Here is a 17290-nt window from a genome sequence, read left to right on the forward strand (position 1 = left end):
CTGGAGTTTATCAACCAAGAGGCCTTCCACTCGCTAGAAGAATTAACCCTAAAAACGAAAGATTATGTCCACTGGTGGAATCATCACCGTATTCACGGTAGTCTCAACTACCAAACACCCATGACTAAAAGAGCAATCGTTTAACAAAAACACTTTATAAATTTTGTACAGAAAACTGTTGCCTTTTCGGAACTTTTTCATACTCAAAAAGTTCCATAATTCTTGCGGTGGGATTTACCCATTATAGAAATTATAGAGCCTTTATTACTTATTACTGGACTTGGTTTTATTATCCTCAAAACTCCAACAGTTAGTGTCTTTTCTTACAAAACTGTAAGAATGCAGAGCGAAATTGTAAGGTTCAAGGGGGAAATTTTCGGTAAACTAAAGATGGTTAAAGATAAAGAAGCGCCGTTAGGTCAATTCAGCTTTAAGCTGATTGGTTCTTAGGTTATAATAAATAGAAAAGAGGATACCACATGCTGTTAGAAATTAATCATCTCAAGAAAATTTTCCGCACGCGCTTTTCCAAGGAAGAGACCCATGCGCTGCAGGATGTTGATTTTAAGATTGACAATGGCGAATTTATCGCCATTATGGGGGAGTCGGGCTCTGGAAAGACTACCCTGCTCAATATTCTGGCGACCTTAGAAAAGCCAACGGAAGGTTCAGTTATGCTCAATGGTCAGGATATTACCAAAATCAAGGAGAGCCAGCTGGCTAGTTTTCGTCTCAAGAATCTAGGATTCGTCTTTCAGGAGTTCAACCTGCTGGATACCTTGTCTGTAAGAGACAATATCTTTTTACCTCTGGTCTTGGATCGCAAGCCCTATCAGGAAATGAATCGCCGTTTAAATGAACTGGCTCCTTTACTCAGGATCCAAGACTTATTGGACAAGCGCCCTTTTGAGCTATCTGGTGGGCAAAAGCAAAGGGTAGCAGTGGCCAGAAGTCTGATGGCCAATCCGCAGGTTCTGCTGGCTGATGAACCGACCGCAGCTCTGGATTACCGCAACTCTGAAGACCTGCTCAACCTATTTGAAACCATTAATTTAGATGGTCAGACCTTACTTATGGTAACCCACTCAGCCAATGCCGCAGGTCACGCTAAACGTGTGCTCTTTATCAAAGACGGCCGAATTTTTCATCAGCTCTACCGTGGTGATAAGACCAACAAGGATTTTAGCAAGGAAATCTCGCTAACCATGTCAGCCCTGTTAGGAGGTGAGTAGGATGTTCTATCTTAAAATGGCTGTCCGTAATCTCAAAAACTCTATAAGCCAGTACGGTCCCTTCATGTTGGCCAGTCTTCTGCTCTTCTCCCTGCTTTGTTCATCATGGCTAATTTTACTCAGCCCTATGGGGAAAGGAATGAGCACTGGGGCTACCACCTTGGTCTTAGGCATTTTTGTCCTGACTATCTTTTCTCTTATCATGGAGCGCTACAGCTACAAGATCTTACTTAAGCAGCGCAGCCGTGAATTCGGACTCTACAATATATTGGGAATGAACAAGACCCAAGTCAGTTTTATAGCGACGCTGGAGCTTGGGATCATCTTCCTTGGATTAACCTTTATAGGTTCTGTTTTCAGTGCTGTCTTCTCAAAATTTCTCTATCTCATCTTTGTCAATATTATCAACTATGACAAGCTTAATTTAAAGCTGACTATCCTGCCCTTTATTCTGACGATTATTATTTTTGCAGGGATCTTTCTGGTCTTGGAGTTAACAGCCCTCTGGCATATCAGAAAGTCCTCTCCTTTAAACCTCTTCAGTAAGCAGGAGCAGGGAGAAAAAGAACCTCGAGGCAATATTATCTTGGCGGCAGCTGGGCTGCTGTCACTGGGTTGGGCTTATTATCTGGCTTTAACATCTACCAATTCTGCGGCTCTCACGGTACTGTATCGCTTCTTTATTGCCGTCTTATTGGTTATCGTTGGGACCTATCTTTTCTATATCAGCTTTATGACCTGGTATCTCAAGCACCGCCGTAAAGATAAGGACTATTATTACCAGCCCGAGCACTTTGTTACCACCTCGCAGATGATCTTTCGCATGAAGCAAAATGCGACAGGTCTAGCCAGTATTACCTTGTTGGCAGTCATGGCTCTGGTTACCATCGGCACGACAGTATCCCTCTACAGCAATACTCAAAATGTAGCCAGAGAGACTTTTCCCAAATCCGTCAGAATTACCTACTACACTAAGGATGGTGAAGGACGGCAGCGTCTGCAGGCTGATATCCTAGATAAGCTGGACAAATCGGATAAGGATCTTATTGACTACACCACGAGTACAATTTTTATGCCCCTAAGCACTCAAAAATCTATGCGGGTAACCGATAAGGATGTCCTAAAAGATGTTAGCCGACAGGGGTTTGTCTATATCATGACACAGGAGGATTTCCGAAAACTAGGCAATGACCTCCCCCACCTCAAAAAGAAGCAGGCAGCCTTCTTTATCCAAAAGGGTAACAGTCGGCTAAAAAACCTCGATTTATTAGGACGGCACTATGATATCGTCAAGAACTTTAAAGATGTCCAGATGCCAGACCTTGCTAATACCTATAATCCAGGCCTTCTGGTCGTCGCTGATCGTCAAGAGGCTAAAGCTATAGTAGCAGCTTACAAACCTTATTTATCTAAGATGACAATGCTCAGTGAAACGTATACGGCCTACTTGGATCTGTCTGATAAGGAAATAAAAAAAGTTGCACCAAATGGTATTGCTATCGGCCAGAGTAAAGATGCGGGCCGTCTGGACACACGCCAGACTTATCTGGAAGAAGGCTACCAAATTTTCGGCGGTTTGCTCTTCACAGGTGTCCTTTTAGGCAGCAGCTTTATTTTAGGATTGGCTCTGATTATCTATTACAAACAGTATTCTGAAGGGCATGAAGACAAGAAGTCCTATCGTATCTTGCAAGAAGTCGGTATGAGTGAAGGGCAGGTAAAAAAGACCATCAATTCACAAATTATCCTCGTCTTCTTTATGCCTTTAGCCTTTGCTGCCTTGCACTTTGTGATGGCTATTCCCATGCTCAAGCAGCTGCTTCTAGCTTTCGGTGTAACCAGCTCCAATCTGGTCTACCTTGTCAGCCTTATAACGGTTGCGCTTATCGCCTTGATTTACTTTATCATTTATCGCCTGACCAGCCGCACCTATTATCGTCTGATTGAACGCTGAAGAGCAAGAGGTTATTAAGATTAAAATTTCAAGAACCTAGATCGATCTTTTCGTCTCAGGTTCTTTTATGTTAAAATAAACTGAATGCACTTGTAATCCTGCGAAAAAAATCCGCCTTCCTATAAACTCAGCCCTTCTTCGTCGAACGTATTAGTTTTGGGAGAGCCAAAGAACTTTGTATTCCGTGAAAAAGCTAGTATGACAAATGTTATAGCCTTTACATACTCATCTTTCAGAAAGGAGATTTATGACTCAGCCGCAAGAGAAAATCTATCTGGTTGAAGATGATCAGACCATTGTCTCGCTGCTTAGCCAGCACCTGTCCGATCGCTATCAGGTAGCCAGTGTCCGCAATTTTCGTGATGTCCGCCGGGAAGCTGAAGATTTTAAACCGGATCTTATCTTAATGGATATTACATTGCCTTATTTCAATGGCTTTTATTGGACAACAGAGATTCGCAAGTCTATGACTGTTCCTATTATTTTTATATCATCCAGTGATGATGAGATGGACATGGTTATGGCGCTCAATATGGGCGGTGACGACTTTATTGCTAAACCTTTCTCACTGCCTCTTCTGGATGCCAAAATTTCCGCCTTCCTGCGCCGGGCTCAGCAATTTACAGCTGATGTTCTGCATATAGGCAATTTTAGCCTGACACGTGACGGTCTTTTGTCTAATGGTGACAGGCAGGTTGCTTTATCACCGACAGAAAATAAGATCTTAGCAATTTTACTGTCTCACAAAGATCAGGTGGTCTCCAAGGAAGAACTGCTGGAAAAGCTCTGGGAAAACGAGAGCTTTATTGATCAGAATACCTTGAGTGTTAATATGACCCGCTTGCGCAAGAAGATAAGTCCTTTGGATTTTAATCATATCCATACGGTGAGAGGGGTAGGGTATTTACTCAAATGATTAGGAAGTTCATCAAAGAATACGGCCTCTGGTATCTGATTTATGGACTTACAGCTGGTTTGTTCTGCCTGACCTTTTGGCTCTATCATTTGCCTTTGGAGTATTTTATCAATAGTCTAGCTTTAAATATCGTTATTTTGTTAGGGTTCAGTCTCTGGCTTTATGCCCGTTTTTATAGTAAGCTAAAACAACTAAATAATACTACAATTAATTTTGAGCCGGCGGATTTTAAAAGATGGCAGTCCCCTAGCGATCGAGCCTATCAGGCGATTATTGCTGATTTAAAGGCCAAAGAGGCTGAGCTCCTATTGGAGGCGGTGCAAGAACGCGACCGTTTGGAAGCTATGATAAAAATGTGGTCCCACCAGATGAAAGTTCCTATTTCTGCCTTATCACTCATGGCTCAAACCCAGCAGCTGGATAAAAATGAGGTCGAGCAGCAGCTTCAACGGCTGCAGAACTATCTCAATACCTTGCTGGCCTACCTTAAATTCAGCCAGCATAATGATGACTTTCGCTTTGAGCTTATCTCGGTGCGTGAGTTGGCTGTCGACCTTATCAAGACTTATCGCACTCTCTGCCTTGCTAAAAATCTATCGGTATCTATTGATGGGGACTGGCGGATTAAGACAGATAAAAAATGGCTGACCTTTGCTCTAGCCCAGATACTGGACAATGCTATTAAATACTCTCATGAAAATAGCCAAATCAGCCTTACAATGACCGACCAAGGCGTGACCGTCAGCGACCAAGGTATGGGCATTCTCCCGGAGGATCTGCCTAGACTTTTTGAGGAAGGCTTTACGGGTTACAATGGTCACGAGCACCAGAAGGCCACTGGATTTGGTCTTTACATGACCAAACAGATATTGGACAGCCTAGGACTGACGATTGCCATCAGCAGCCAAGTCGGCCAAGGCACCAGTGTCCGAATTACAAAAGCATAATCTTTATCACAAAAACCAAGGCCGCGCTTGCTCGTTATTCAATCGCGGTTTTTATATGACTTAGAGAATAAAGAGAGTGGGACAGGAACCAATAATTCGTGATAAAATCACGATTTTGATTTTCCTCGCTCTCTTATCTTAAGGCTTAGGCCTCTGCCACTTTCCTGTTTTTAGGTGGCAGTCTATCCCCAGACTGCCAAACTCCATCGGAGTATTTTGACACTTGCCTTGCAAGCTTTATTTCTTTTTAACCCACCTCCACATAGCTCCAAAGGTCCCCCGGACCTTTGGAGCTTGGAGATAAGATGAACTAGCGTTCATAGAATTGGATGTCAATCACTGCGCCTAGCAAATAAAATTGACCAAATAATAAGGTTGAGAACTTTTGTCTCAACCTCTTTGAATTTATTTCATCGTAGGGAACAACAATACGTCGCGGATGGTAGTTGTATCTGTTAAGAGCATAACTAAACGGTCAACACCGATGCCCAGTCCGCCTGTTGGCGGCATACCGTATTCAAGTGCTTCGATATAATCATAGTCGATGCCAGTAGCCTCATCATCACCAAGTTCTTTGGCAGCTGCCTGAGCCTTGAAACGTTCTAACTGATCAATTGGATCATTTAACTCGGTAAAGGCATTGCCGTATTCATTGGCCATGATAAAGAGTTCAAAACGATCAGTGAAGCGCGGATCATCTGCATTTTTCTTAGCCAGAGGAGAGACTTCAACTGGATGTCCGTAGACAAAGGTTGGCTGAATAAGTGTTTCTTCAACAAATTCTTCAAAAAAGGCATTGATAATATGTCCGACAGATGTAAAGTGTCTTTCTAGTGGAACATTTTTTTCTCGTGCCAAGTCTTGAACTTCTTCCAAAGTCATTTCCTGCCAGAAATCAACTCCTGTTACTTCCTTGATAGCGTCAATCATATGTACGCGTTTGAAGGGCTTGTTGATTTTGATTTCAGTACCTTGGTAGACAACAGAAGCGTCTCCCTTAACAGCTTTAGCAGCATGCTGGATAATCCCCTCAGTCAAGTCCATGATATCATTGAAATCTGCATAGGCCTGATAGACTTCAATGGAGGTAAATTCAGGATTATGGGTAGCATCCATTCCTTCGTTGCGGAAGATTCGGCCAATTTCATAAACACGCTCCATACCACCGACAATCAGGCGTTTGAGGTGGAGTTCGGTTGCAATCCGCAGTACCATGTCCATATCCTGAGCGTTGTGGTGGGTAATAAATGGCTTAGCCGCCGCCCCTCCAGCCTCGTTGTGAAGAACAGGTGTTTCAACTTCCAAGAAGTCAAGACTGTCCAGATAACGGCGAATTTCAGAAATGATTTGTGAGCGAGTGACAAAGCGTTCGAAGCTGTTACGATTGGTAATCAGATCCAAGTAGCGCTTGCGGTACTTGGTTTCCACATCTGTTAGACCGTGGAATTTTTCAGGCAGGGGACGCAGAGCCTTGGACAGATGCGTAATATGAGTTGCCTTGATAGAAAGTTCTCCCATATCGGTTCGCATGACTTCACCCTCAACGCCCAAGAAGTCGCCAATATCCGCCTTTTTGAAAATTTGGTAGTTTTCATCACCAACGGCATCCTTACGGACATAGATTTGAATTTGCCCTTCCCGATCTTGCAGGTGGGCGAAGCCGACTTTACCTTTACCACGTTTGGTCATGAGGCGGCCAGCAATAGTAGCGGTTTCGTTAAGCTCATGCAACTCTTCTTTAGATTTGCTATCATATTTTGTTTTTAGCTGGGCAGAGTTCGCCGTCCTATCGAAACGCCTTCCAAAAGGATCGACTCCCTGTTCGGCCAACGCCGCCATCTTTTCTCGGCGAACAAGCTCTTGGTCATTTAAATCTTCATGATGTTGCTGTGACATGTTTTTCCTCCAGAAGTTACTCCACAATATTTTATCATAATTTTTCGCTTAATAGTAGAGACTTGGTCATTTTTAAGCCTTGCGCACAGCAGGTGGCAATCAGTATTTGCCCTTATTTTTCTTTGGAGTGCTTAACGGCTTTGTATCTTGATAAATTGAACACGCCTACACTCCTGTGAAAAAAGACTCACCTGCTCAGAATCTCACTGATTCCTCGTCAGGTTCTCTATTTTTCTTTGGAGTGCTTAACGGCTTTGTATCTTGATAAAAAGAAGTTAGCTGATTTGTGATGGTTTAGGGTAAAAACATGAAGCAGCCTGATTGCTTGATTATGAACAGATTTCTGTCAGTTTTTTCGTCCACTGGCGGGATGGCAGTAGGATTAGCAGTGATGAGATGATTATGGGTGGTTATGAGTACTGGTATGGCAATAGAATTAGCGTTCATCGCTGCATTTTTTATGATTAATGCTTCCGATAATTCTGAAGTTCTCTGCTCCCAAGATACCAACAGGAACTGTTATGCTATTAAAGAGACTGAAAATCAAGACCTAAAGACTGATTTTAGTAATATTGTGACTGATAATTAGCGTTTGTCAATCTTTAAAAAAGGTAGTATAATTTTGAAGAATAAAATTCGAAAGGTCTGTCATGATTACTTCTATTGTTTTTGATGTTGATGATACTATTTATGACCAGCAAGCTCCCTATCGTTTAGCTATGGAGCAGTGCTTTCCAGACTTTGACATGAGCCAAATAAACCAAGCTTATATCAAGTTCCGTCATTATTCTGACATCGGTTTTCCTCGTGTCATGGCTGGCGAATGGACAACAGAGTATTTCCGTTTTTGGCGCTGCAAGGAAACCCTCTTAGAATTTGGCTACCGCGAGATAGATGAAACGGCAGGCAGCCGCTTCCAAGAAGTGTATGAGCACGAATTAGAAAATATTACCATGCTGGACGAAATGCGGATGACTCTCGATTTTCTAAAAGAAAAAGGGGTAACCATGGGAGTCATTACCAATGGGCCAACTGAGCATCAGCTAAAAAAAGTACGCAAGCTGGGACTCTACGACTATGTCGATCCCAAGAGGGTCTTGGTCAGTCAGGCGACAGGTTTCCAAAAGCCAGATAAAGAAATTTTTAATCTGGCGGCTGAACAGTTCGATATGACCCCAGCTACAACGCTTTATGTTGGAGACTCGTATGACAATGATGTTGTTGGTGCCAAAAAGAGCGGTTGGCAAGCTATGTGGTTCAATCACCGTGGCAGAAAGCTCAAGTCGGGGACCAAACCTGTTTATGATGTTGCCATTGATAATTTTGAGCAACTCTTTGGAGCAGTAAAAATCCTCTTTGATCTTCCCAACAGCAAGTTCTTCTTTGATGCCAATGATAAGGAAAATCCCGTCCTTAAAATGGGGATTGAAAACGGCCTGATGATGGCAGCCGAGCGCTTGTTAGAGAGTAATATGAGTGTGGATAAGGTTGTTATCCTCTTACGCCTAAGCAAACAGCAAGAGCGAGTCTTACGAATGAAGTATGCGACACGCTGATAAGGATACCTTTAAATAAATTTCTTATACTTAAACTTCCTCTGCTAAATCATGGAGTTCACTAAAAAGTTGATGATCTTAAAATATTCAATAATAATAATCTATAAATGATAAAAGTTATACAAAAAAACGAATAATATGCCCTTTTTGCTTTAAAAAGCGGTAAATTATTCGTTTTTTATATTTTAGACCTTATCTAATCCATTATTTATGATGAGCCCTTAAAATCTTTTGGAAGATGTCAAAATAGATTTTCTTTTGCTCATCGTTTAGCTTTTCAAATTCTAATTCAAGTTTTCTAGAAAAATGTGTTCGTGACCTTTCATCTTCAATTTCACTAAAAAATTCAGAAGGCAGGAGGTTAAGTCCCTTTAAAATTTTTTCTAAGGTATTGATTTTAATGTTAGAACGCTCACCACGTTCTATTTTGGCAAAAGAAGAAACGTCTAATTCGGAATATTCGGCTAGTTCCTCTTGAGTCATCCCCAAATCGTTTCGAATTTGAGAAATTTTCCTTGCAATCTTTTGATCTAAATCCATTTACTTATCTCCCAAAATACTATTAGTAGGATATAGATTAAAAAGCATATTTAACAGTCTATAAAAGGATAGATCGACTGGACAAAATATGAATAAGTGTTAAAATATTGACAATAGTTTATGAATAGAAGTATTTCTTATCACTTTTTAAATAAGCTATTTATAGAAAAAATTGTTAGAATAAGGTTAATTTATGGAAATTAAAAGTAGTTTATCTGCCGCTCAATTGCATGCCAGTCAGTTTTCATCCAAGGGAGGTGCGCTGGGTGGTTTGGGTGAAGTAGCCAAGGATGACGCCACGACTGTGGCCGGCAATACTAAGGCGCATGAAGCGCTGGAGACGGTTAAATCAGCCCGAGAAGCGATCTCTGAACTGCTGAGTCATGCTGAGTCATGCTTCTTCAAATATTCACAGTGTTGCCAGTGAATTTGAGACTGTTGATGCCCATCAGGCTCAGGCTATTCGTTCAATTTTGTGAGGGATCAGCCATGTTTCAGTTCTTTAGACAATTATTCAGACGCTCAAGCACTGGTGCTAATGGACAGTATCAGCCATTTAAAGATTATCCGCTGCCCCAACACATACCTGACCAGTTTAGGGAGATGGCTTCTCAATCCCTGACAGGCTCTGCTCAGCCGTCCGTTCAATCGGTCAATCCTGCTAGTGTTCAGGTCCTACCAACTGCAACGTCGTCTCAGCCAGCAGCCCCTCAGTCTGTTCAGCCTGTGAATCTAGCTGGTTCCCCAGTGATTTCCGCTGTTTCGCCAGTGCCTGTTCAAGCAGGCTCCAACTTGGATGTGACATCGCAGTCAAGACCAGATTCAGCTCAGAGCGTTCAATCAGTCTCTCTGAGGCAGTCGTCTGTTCCTAAGCAGGAGACAACGCCGTCTCAGTCGGAGCAAGGGCAATATGTGCCCAAACAGATGATTGCTGACAAGCCAGTTAAATCAAAACAGGGGACTAAAAAATCTGTTCCTAACACCAATTCAGATTGGCAAAGAGGAACCAGCCGAACCTTAATTCTAGAGAATGGGCGGCCAATCTCTAGCAGCGGCGTTCGGCCGACCCCGCCCTGTAAAGAGGATTTGGAGGAGCTGGAACGGCGCCGAGCCCGCATTAAAAAGGAGGCCGAAGCCGAAGCCAAACGTCAGGAAAAACGCAAGCTCATAAAGTCTAAGGAAGCGGAACAAAGCCAGCTTTGGCAGCAGGAACAGGACTTGTATGATGAAGAATATGAGCTCCAGTCTAAAGGTCGGCGGTTAGAAGAACACGAGCAGATGGCCGGTGATGTCTTTAGTCAGCTGGGCGGTGTCTTAGAAGGTCTGGCCTACGCTTATCGATTTTCTGGTGAGCCAGCAGGGAACCGCCATAGTTTCTTTCAAGAGCGGGACAGCGCCAGTTATTTACTGGAAGAAGCCAAAGAGGCCGTACAGGTTCGAAAAAGGCAGGTTATCGAGAAACAGGGATTGGTTTACGATCAGCGTCAGAAACTGACGATTGAGATAGACGATTTAGAAGAGGAGATTCGAAAGATTCCATGAGTATTGATATGTATTTGGAGCAGTCACAGGCTCAGGCAGCCAGTGCTAAGGCCTTAGCCCAACAGGAGATTCAAGCTTATGAAGAACTGGAGACAGCCTTAGAAGAATTTGAGAACAGCCAAGCTGATTTAAAGGGAAAGGCTTATGATTCTGCCCGCCTCTATTCGGAGAGCGTTCTTCGTCCTTTGGTTGCCGGTGCCAAGCGTTTAGCGCAGGCGGTTGGTGAGGCTGTTCAGCGTTTCCCAGAAGCTTATATGGAACAGGTGGCTCATGAGAGTCTGAAAGAATCGGAGCTGGAGATGGCTATTGCCGAGTTAAATCTGCGGATTTCCAACGCTCGGGATGCGGTTGACGCTATGAATCTGGATCGCCATGATGCCAATGAAGGGGCGCGGCTGAACAGCTACAATCGGATGATTGAGATAGGGGAGAGCAGCAAGCGGGTTTTGGAGGAGAAGTTGGAGAAGCTCCGTGCCTTTCATGCTTCCTCTCCGCAGATATTTTCAGAGATTGATGCCCTGAAGTCTGTGGTTGAGACGGGCTTATCCGAGGCAGGCCAGTGCTGGGACAGTAAGAGCGGGACTTTTAAGGTGCCGAAAGACAAGGACTGGGTGAAACAGCTCAATACCATGATGGTGAAGGCTGGTGAAGTGTTGAGCGTGTCTAAGGAAGAACGCGTTGCCTTTAGAAACATGTTACAGACCCAGTATGGTTTTAGTGCTGAAGAAGCTGATATTATGCTGGATGTTTATGTTGGCTTGGTCAAAGAATATGACGGTGATAAAGATAAGGCTAACCAGCAGTTCTTCGTCTATATGGCCTCCTTCGTTTATACTCAGGATACCAAAGGGGCTGCCATGTGGGGGCATACCGGCGGTCTTATGAAAACTGATGAAGTTGAGAAGAAGCTAAAAGATTTAGGCATTAGCTCTAAAAAGATTAATACTCTTAGAACTGCGATTTATAACCAATCAACAGTGACAGGATTAAGTGGTACAACTGAAGCAGAGCAGATGAAAGAATTAAAAAATATATTTCCTAATGCTAAAGAACCTAGGTTAAAAAGTATTTTGAAGCAATATGGTGGAAAAACGGACTTTGCCCATACCAGCGCAACTCTCGCAGCTTACTATAAAGACAACGGTTTGGCAGAAACGGTTTTCAATGAGGATGCCAATGCTGGCTACTATGGGGACCTCACCCTGCCGGGCAATATTTCGATGAACAATGGAGATTACCATGCCGACCTTGATGCTCTCAACCTTTATAATCAGCTCAAAGGCGGCAAAGATCTGGTCGGAACTATGAACAGCTACTTTGATAAGGTTGAAGCAGACGATAGCTACCGTTCAGAACAGTTTGTGACAAATGTTGGGGGTGGTGACTATGATAAAGGTATGAAGATTCTTAAGGGACAGTATGAACAGTATGTCTACCATGCTGGTGAGAATCCCTTATTCAAAGACTTTATTGACAGTCTTGAAGAAAAGAGTGACGATTTGATAGCGGATGGTAAGTGATATGAAGCGACGTTATAAGATACTATTAGCTATTCTACTCACCTTATTTTTGTCTGTTTTTGTTACGTTAGCTGTCTTAAATCATCAGACTCACCAGAAAAGTACCAATATTTTTGATGAGATGTATTATACTGAAACCTCACCTTTTGTAAATTTTTATAGTTTTGGACAAACTCGTCTGGGAACCAAAAAAGGTGTAGTAACCATCAAAAGGGCAAAAAATTCAGAGGGAATTGAAGCTGTTGAAGCTGCTAATTTTGTAGAGAACTATAAAAAACTATCCAAACCGACCTCTTCAATCCAGTTAGCTTTTTTCGTCCCTCCAAAATCTTTATATAAGAATGGCTATTTAACCATAAATATTGGCTATCAAATGAAAGATGGAAATACGATTGATATTTTATATGGCTATTCTCCTAAAAAAAAGATAGTTCAGAGACAGGTTGTCCAAAATTATTGGCAGGACGGCTATTCAGAAAATAAGTCAACGGTTCTTCAAACATTAAGCGATAATCACTTAAACTTAGCAGATATTTATTCCTATAGTGATAACATTTTAAAGGCAAAAGTATTGAAAGATTGGTGTTCTGTTTATGACAGTCACTATAGCCCATCTCACTGGGGAAAGGTGAAGGTTGTTAACACATGGGAAAATGCGGAAGAGGAATGATCCCCATGCCGACCTTGGTGCTCTCAATCTTTATAATCAGCTCAAAGGCGGCAAAGATCTGGTCGGAACTATGAACAGCTACTTTGATAAGGTTGAAGCAGACGATAGCTACCGTTCAGAACAGTTTGTGACAAATGTTGGGGACGGCGACTATGATAAAGGCATGAAGATTCTCAAGGGGCAGTATGAACAGTATGTCTACCATGCTGGTGAGAATCCCTTATTCAAAGACTTTATTGACAGTCTTGAAGAGAAGAGTGATGACTTAATAGCGGATGGTAAATGATATGCGTAAGGAATTTAAAATTTTATTAGGCATTGGCAGTATATTGTTTATTCTATCTATGATTTTCTCAGTGCAATATTATACTCATCAGCGTAAAATTCATGACAAAAGTCAAAATATTTTTGATGAAATGTATTATGATGTTTCTCTTTCTTCGACGAAATTTTTTACCTTATGGGAACCGCGTCTAAATAAAATTGATGGTATCAGTACCGATTATCGCGGGAAACTTAATTCAAAAGTACCTGTATTACCTTTAATTCCTAATGTTAAATATACCTACCAAAAACATTATTTGAAACCAAATCAACAAACTGCTGTCCGTATGGCATTTTATTATCCACCAGATACGATGTACAAGAATGGAATAGTTCAATTCTCCACAAATTGGATTTTAGATGATCGTTATAAAATCGGTATTGACTACTACTATAATGTCAAAACTAAAATCTTGTCTAAGTCTTTTTATCTTGTAAAAAAAGATGATTTAGAGGAGCTAACATCAAAGTAAAATGAAACGACCTTATAAGATACTACGGCAGGCCAGTGCTGGGACAGTAAGAGCGGGACTTTTAAGGTGCCGAAAGACAAGGACTGGGTGAAACAGCTCAATACCATGATGGTGAAGGCTGGTGAAGTGTTGAAACTGACTGCGGAGGAGCAACAATACGTTGAGAACCTCAAAGCTCAGTATGGCTTTGATGACACCACTGCCCGCCAGATTATCCAAGTCAGAAGAGGGTTGGAGAAGAAGTTTCCTGATAAGGGTCAGGCGGATATTGATTATTTACTGCTTAGGATACTTGGTGGGACTGTTTATAGTGGTACCCAATGGGATGCGACAGCAGGGGCTCTAAAAGATGAGTTTGGCACAACAGATATTGTTAAAATAATGGATCAATTAGGTTTAAGTAGAAAAGCAGCCAAACAGCTGAACTATAATATTCGTTTGCAGCACCAAATCTCTGGAGATACAGAAGATAAGATGTCCTCAGATGTTAGTGATAGTACGATTGATGAATATCGTAAAAATTATAATAAAGTATATGGTACTAACTATCAGACAGCTGATGAGTTTAGAGATATTTGGTCAAAACTATACAATCAATATTCAGATAATGGTAAGTATACTAATGCAGACTTTGCCCATCAATCAATCACTATGGCAACCATATTGCACAATCCGAGTCAAAATGTTCAAGATTTAGCAGGCTGGCGAGGCGATGTCACAAGAGATGCTGAAGCAGATCCGTCTATGAGTAATGATGACTATTTAGCTGACCTTGATGCGGTGAACTTAGCTCAACGAATGAAAGATGGAGCGTCATTATTTGAGGCTAGTAGTGACTACTATTCTAAAGCGGCAGATATACGTGAAGAAGAGTTTTTGAAAAATCAAGGCGGTTATAATGTGGTCGCAGATAGAGTTTTTATCAGTATGGTTCCTGATTATAAGGAACCTACGCAACGGCCTCCTATGTCAAGAGATACTGCACTAGCCTACTTAAAGAATAGTAGCCCTGACACCTATAAGTTTTTGCTAAGTTTGAAGGAAAAGGATAATAAATTTGATTAAATTGGTAAGAGGATGTAAACGTCATATTATTTTTATAGCCATTTTAGTCAGTGCCTGGGGGTTGATTTACTATACAGCTAGGAACATAAACAATTCAAATATTTATGGAGATATTTACAGTCATTTGAAAGGTGGTCCCAGTAGTACTTTTGCTTCGGAATTAGGTGGCGGTGTTGACTACCGAACTTACAGAGAACCCCTTTATCCTGAAGGGAAATATGGCTATGGATCTGTGAATGATGAATTTAATGAAGTGCTTCCAAATAATGTGGAGAGGCTAGGCATGTGGGTTGATTCAAAACACCCTTCTCAAGCTTTAAATATAAAATATGATTATAAATTTGTTTCAGATCTGACCTTAACGGTTACTTTTCTGTATGATGCAGATAAGGAGCAATTATCCGAAATGATTCGAGTAGAGAATGGTAATAAAGGGCGCTTAAAAGAAGTACTCGCCTCTAAAAATATGACTGAAAGTGATTTACAAAAAGAGACACAGGCTATGGTAAATAAAACAGTCATTCACGCATGGTTGGAAATCCATCCTAGTCGTTTCAGTGAAAAAAATTGGGGTGACCTTGTTATCAAGAAACCCAATATAAGAAATGTGGCTTAGAGATTCTTAGCTTTTAAACTAACATTGGCTTAATATTAGGGTAAAGGTTTCATCATGAGTGTTTAAAATGGCGATAATAACTTAACGGATTATGCTAGTGATGATGACCATAAATCCGACAAGGAGAAATCTTAAATGAAGAAATTATTTAAGATAGTTTTTTCCTTACTTTTTGTAGCAATTGTGATTGGCATGATTGTTTATGTTAATCTTTATCCTGCAAATAAAGTTAGCAATAATAAACTGACACTGGGGAAAGTAGAAGGCAAACAGCTCTCCCAATGGCAGTATAATAGCATATTAGCTTTTGGGAAACATTTTAGCTCACGTAGTTTCACCTACCAAATTTCTAACGCTGGTCAGGGACAAGTTAAACAGAAGATGCGTTTTGAACAGATTGATTAGAAAATAAATAAGAATGAGACAGATATCTATGATAGGTTGGCTACCCTGTATGTCTGTCTCATATTTTTTACGTGTTTTCGGTCTACCATGTATTTAATAAAGGCAAAAGAGATAGTCATTCGCTTGTATCTGGTTCCAAAGTTAACTTTTCTTAGTTTAACTTTCAGCTAATTATTAAATTTGTATTAACAGATAATTATAATATTCTTTATCACAATAAAAACTCCTCCCATTCGGGAAGAGTTTGCTTTACATTTAGATTATTCAGCTGCTTGTTCCCATTTTTTAGCCAGATGGCGAGAATAGCTAGAAATACTAAAGTTTACGAAGAAATAAATTGCTGTGATGATAGCATAAAGGGTAAAGATTTGGCCAGTCTCGAAGTACTTTCCCATCAAAATCTGACTCTTACCAAAGAGATCCTGCAAAGCAATAACAGAATAGAGGAAGCTGGTATCCTTAACCACGGTTACAAACTGTGAAATGATGGACGGTAGCATCTTGCGAATAGCTTGCGGTAAAACGATAATACGCAAAATTTGAAACTGAGTAAAACCTTGTGATAGCCCTGCTTCGGTCTGTCCCTTGTCGATGGCATTGAGACCGCCGCGAATAATCTCGGCTAAGGCCGCTGAAGTAAAAATTGTGAAGGCTGTAATTCCTGCTGGTCTTGCCTGCAACTGGAAGACCAAAAAAACGATGAAAATCCAGAGTAGGTTAGGAACATTGCGGACAAATTCAATATAAACACTAGCAAGGATGCGCAAGAAAGAATTCTTACTATTACGCATAACAGCCAAAATCATACCAAAAACCGTTGACAGTACAATGATAATCAAGGATAGATATAGCGTGGTCCAAAGCCCTTGGGCGAGGAATTTAAGATTGTAAGGTGCTAATAAATCTGACATATGCTTTCCTCCTCCCTATAAATCATAAGCCTTTTTATTGGCTTCTTCTCGTCGGCGTCCCCATGTTGCTACTGGGAAACAGATGATGAAGTAGAGCAGCGCGGCTCCCGCAAAAGCAGGGATATAATTCGTTGTCTCGTAAGCCCAGGCCTTGGCTGTGAACATGATATCAGCTCCTGAGATAATGGCGACAGTTGCTGTATTTTTAATCAGGTTAACGACTTGATTGATCATTGGCGGTATGATAATCCGAACAGCCTGAGGCAGGATAATTAAACTCATCGTTTCACGGTAGGTGAAACCTTGTGACAATGCGGCCTCTGTCTGACCGCGCGGGATAGATTCGATACCCGAGCGAATAACTTCTGACATATATGCTCCGGTATAAATACCGACGCAGAGGACAGACGTCCAAAAAGCAGGAACTTTGATGGCGCCATTTGTCAAGATTGAAATACCATAGAAAACAAAGACAAAATGAACTAGGAGGGGAGTGTTCTGGAATAGTTCTACATAGGCTCGGGCGATAGCCTTGGCCAACTTATTATGTGAGGAGGACATGGCTCCAAAGATTAAACCAAGAGCTAGTGCGACAAGGAGTGCTCCAGCGGCCATTCCCAAGGTATAGAAGAAGCCCTTGGCGAATTCACCGAAGTTTCCAAAATAATCGCCCCAGCGCGATAAGGCATAAGGACTAGAACTTGCTGCTAATATAAACATGAG

General features: G+C 41.5%; 19 protein-coding genes and 1 pseudogene. 16 read left to right on the forward strand and 4 right to left on the reverse strand.

Translation table 11 applies throughout. The features are described from left to right. The 5 genes from AC4HAL_RS09110 to AC4HAL_RS09130 form a co-directional block, all read left to right on the forward strand. On the forward strand, positions 1-144 hold a 144-nt coding region (locus AC4HAL_RS09110), incomplete at its 5' end, for an IS3 family transposase (RefSeq protein ID WP_491093945.1). A 335-nt stretch (positions 145-479) separates the two neighbouring features. Next, complete coding sequence (locus AC4HAL_RS09115; RefSeq protein WP_491093911.1) at positions 480-1232, forward strand: ABC transporter ATP-binding protein; 753 nt, start codon at positions 480-482, stop codon at positions 1230-1232. A gap of 1 nt (position 1233) precedes the next feature. Continuing rightward, on the forward strand, positions 1234-3186 hold the full coding sequence (locus AC4HAL_RS09120; protein ID WP_491093912.1) for an ABC transporter permease: 1953 nt from the start codon (positions 1234-1236) through the stop codon (positions 3184-3186). Positions 3187-3433: 247 nt separating this feature from the next. Beyond that, the gene (locus AC4HAL_RS09125) at positions 3434-4102 is read left to right on the forward strand and encodes a response regulator transcription factor (protein WP_491093913.1); all 669 of its coding nucleotides are present in this window, start codon (positions 3434-3436) and stop codon (positions 4100-4102) included. Next, the gene (locus tag AC4HAL_RS09130; RefSeq protein ID WP_491093914.1) at positions 4099-5049 is read left to right on the forward strand and encodes a sensor histidine kinase; all 951 of its coding nucleotides are present in this window, start codon (positions 4099-4101) and stop codon (positions 5047-5049) included. Before AC4HAL_RS09125 ends, AC4HAL_RS09130 begins: the two co-directional genes overlap by 4 nt. A gap of 405 nt (positions 5050-5454) precedes the next feature. On the opposite strand, the gene lysS is transcribed toward AC4HAL_RS09130, so the two are convergent. Beyond that, positions 5455-6945 (reverse strand): lysine--tRNA ligase, encoded by a 1491-nt coding sequence (lysS, locus tag AC4HAL_RS09135; protein WP_491093915.1) that lies wholly within the window; start codon positions 6943-6945, stop codon positions 5455-5457. Positions 6946-7266: 321 nt separating this feature from the next. Between lysS and AC4HAL_RS09140 the strand changes: the two genes are divergently transcribed. Together AC4HAL_RS09140 and AC4HAL_RS09145 are read left to right on the forward strand one after the other, a co-directional pair. Then, positions 7267-7413, forward strand: coding sequence for a hypothetical protein (locus AC4HAL_RS09140; protein ID WP_491093916.1), 147 nt, complete (start codon positions 7267-7269; stop codon positions 7411-7413). A 182-nt stretch (positions 7414-7595) separates the two neighbouring features. Next, entirely contained in the window at positions 7596-8501 is a 906-nt protein-coding gene (locus tag AC4HAL_RS09145) for an HAD family hydrolase (protein WP_447451531.1), read from the forward strand. 204 nt (positions 8502-8705) lie between these two features. Here AC4HAL_RS09145 and AC4HAL_RS09150 read toward each other — a convergent pair whose 3' ends face one another. After that, positions 8706-9041, reverse strand: a complete 336-nt coding sequence (locus AC4HAL_RS09150) for a helix-turn-helix domain-containing protein (RefSeq protein WP_491093917.1) — start codon at positions 9039-9041, stop codon at positions 8706-8708. 193 nt (positions 9042-9234) lie between these two features. Here AC4HAL_RS09150 and AC4HAL_RS09155 point away from each other — a divergent pair, with 193 nt between their 5' ends. The 9 genes and pseudogenes from AC4HAL_RS09155 to AC4HAL_RS09195 form a co-directional block, all read left to right on the forward strand. Beyond that, the gene (locus AC4HAL_RS09155; RefSeq protein WP_491093918.1) at positions 9235-9468 is read left to right on the forward strand and encodes a TIGR04197 family type VII secretion effector; all 234 of its coding nucleotides are present in this window, start codon (positions 9235-9237) and stop codon (positions 9466-9468) included. A gap of 62 nt (positions 9469-9530) precedes the next feature. Then, on the forward strand, positions 9531-10583 hold the full coding sequence (locus tag AC4HAL_RS09160; protein ID WP_491093919.1) for a hypothetical protein: 1053 nt from the start codon (positions 9531-9533) through the stop codon (positions 10581-10583). Next, entirely contained in the window at positions 10580-12103 is a 1524-nt protein-coding gene (locus AC4HAL_RS09165) for a hypothetical protein (RefSeq protein WP_491093920.1), read from the forward strand. Before AC4HAL_RS09160 ends, AC4HAL_RS09165 begins: the two co-directional genes overlap by 4 nt. Position 12104: 1 nt before the next feature. Next, positions 12105-12773: a TipC family immunity protein gene (locus AC4HAL_RS09170; protein WP_491093921.1), complete on the forward strand. Its 669-nt coding sequence runs from the start codon at positions 12105-12107 to the stop codon at positions 12771-12773. Then, positions 12757-13059 carry a hypothetical protein gene (locus tag AC4HAL_RS09175; RefSeq protein ID WP_491093922.1) on the forward strand — a complete coding sequence of 101 codons (303 nt, stop codon included), beginning with the start codon at positions 12757-12759 and terminating at the stop codon, positions 13057-13059. The genes AC4HAL_RS09170 and AC4HAL_RS09175 overlap by 17 nt, the downstream gene beginning before the upstream one ends. 1 nt (position 13060) lies before the next feature. Further along, positions 13061-13570, forward strand: a complete 510-nt coding sequence (locus AC4HAL_RS09180) for a TipC family immunity protein (RefSeq protein ID WP_491093923.1) — start codon at positions 13061-13063, stop codon at positions 13568-13570. A gap of 66 nt (positions 13571-13636) precedes the next feature. Next, a complete protein-coding gene (locus AC4HAL_RS09185) occupies positions 13637-14635 on the forward strand; it encodes a hypothetical protein (protein ID WP_491093924.1) in 999 nt (332 codons plus the stop codon). Then, positions 14628-15251, forward strand: a complete 624-nt coding sequence (locus AC4HAL_RS09190) for a TipC family immunity protein (protein WP_491093925.1) — start codon at positions 14628-14630, stop codon at positions 15249-15251. Before AC4HAL_RS09185 ends, AC4HAL_RS09190 begins: the two co-directional genes overlap by 8 nt. A 225-nt stretch (positions 15252-15476) precedes the next feature. Further along, positions 15477-15656: pseudogene (locus AC4HAL_RS09195) on the forward strand (hypothetical protein); the annotation flags it as partial. A gap of 260 nt (positions 15657-15916) precedes the next feature. On the opposite strand, the gene AC4HAL_RS09200 reads toward AC4HAL_RS09195, so the two are convergent. Together AC4HAL_RS09200 and AC4HAL_RS09205 are read right to left on the reverse strand one after the other, a co-directional pair. Continuing rightward, a complete protein-coding gene (locus AC4HAL_RS09200; protein ID WP_447451525.1) occupies positions 15917-16567 on the reverse strand; it encodes an amino acid ABC transporter permease in 651 nt (216 codons plus the stop codon). A gap of 15 nt (positions 16568-16582) precedes the next feature. Next, positions 16583-17287 (reverse strand): amino acid ABC transporter permease, encoded by a 705-nt coding sequence (locus tag AC4HAL_RS09205; RefSeq protein ID WP_491093926.1) that lies wholly within the window; start codon positions 17285-17287, stop codon positions 16583-16585. Positions 17288-17290: the final 3 nt, after the last annotated feature.

The organism is Streptococcus sp. ELY_125 (genome assembly GCF_058314535.1).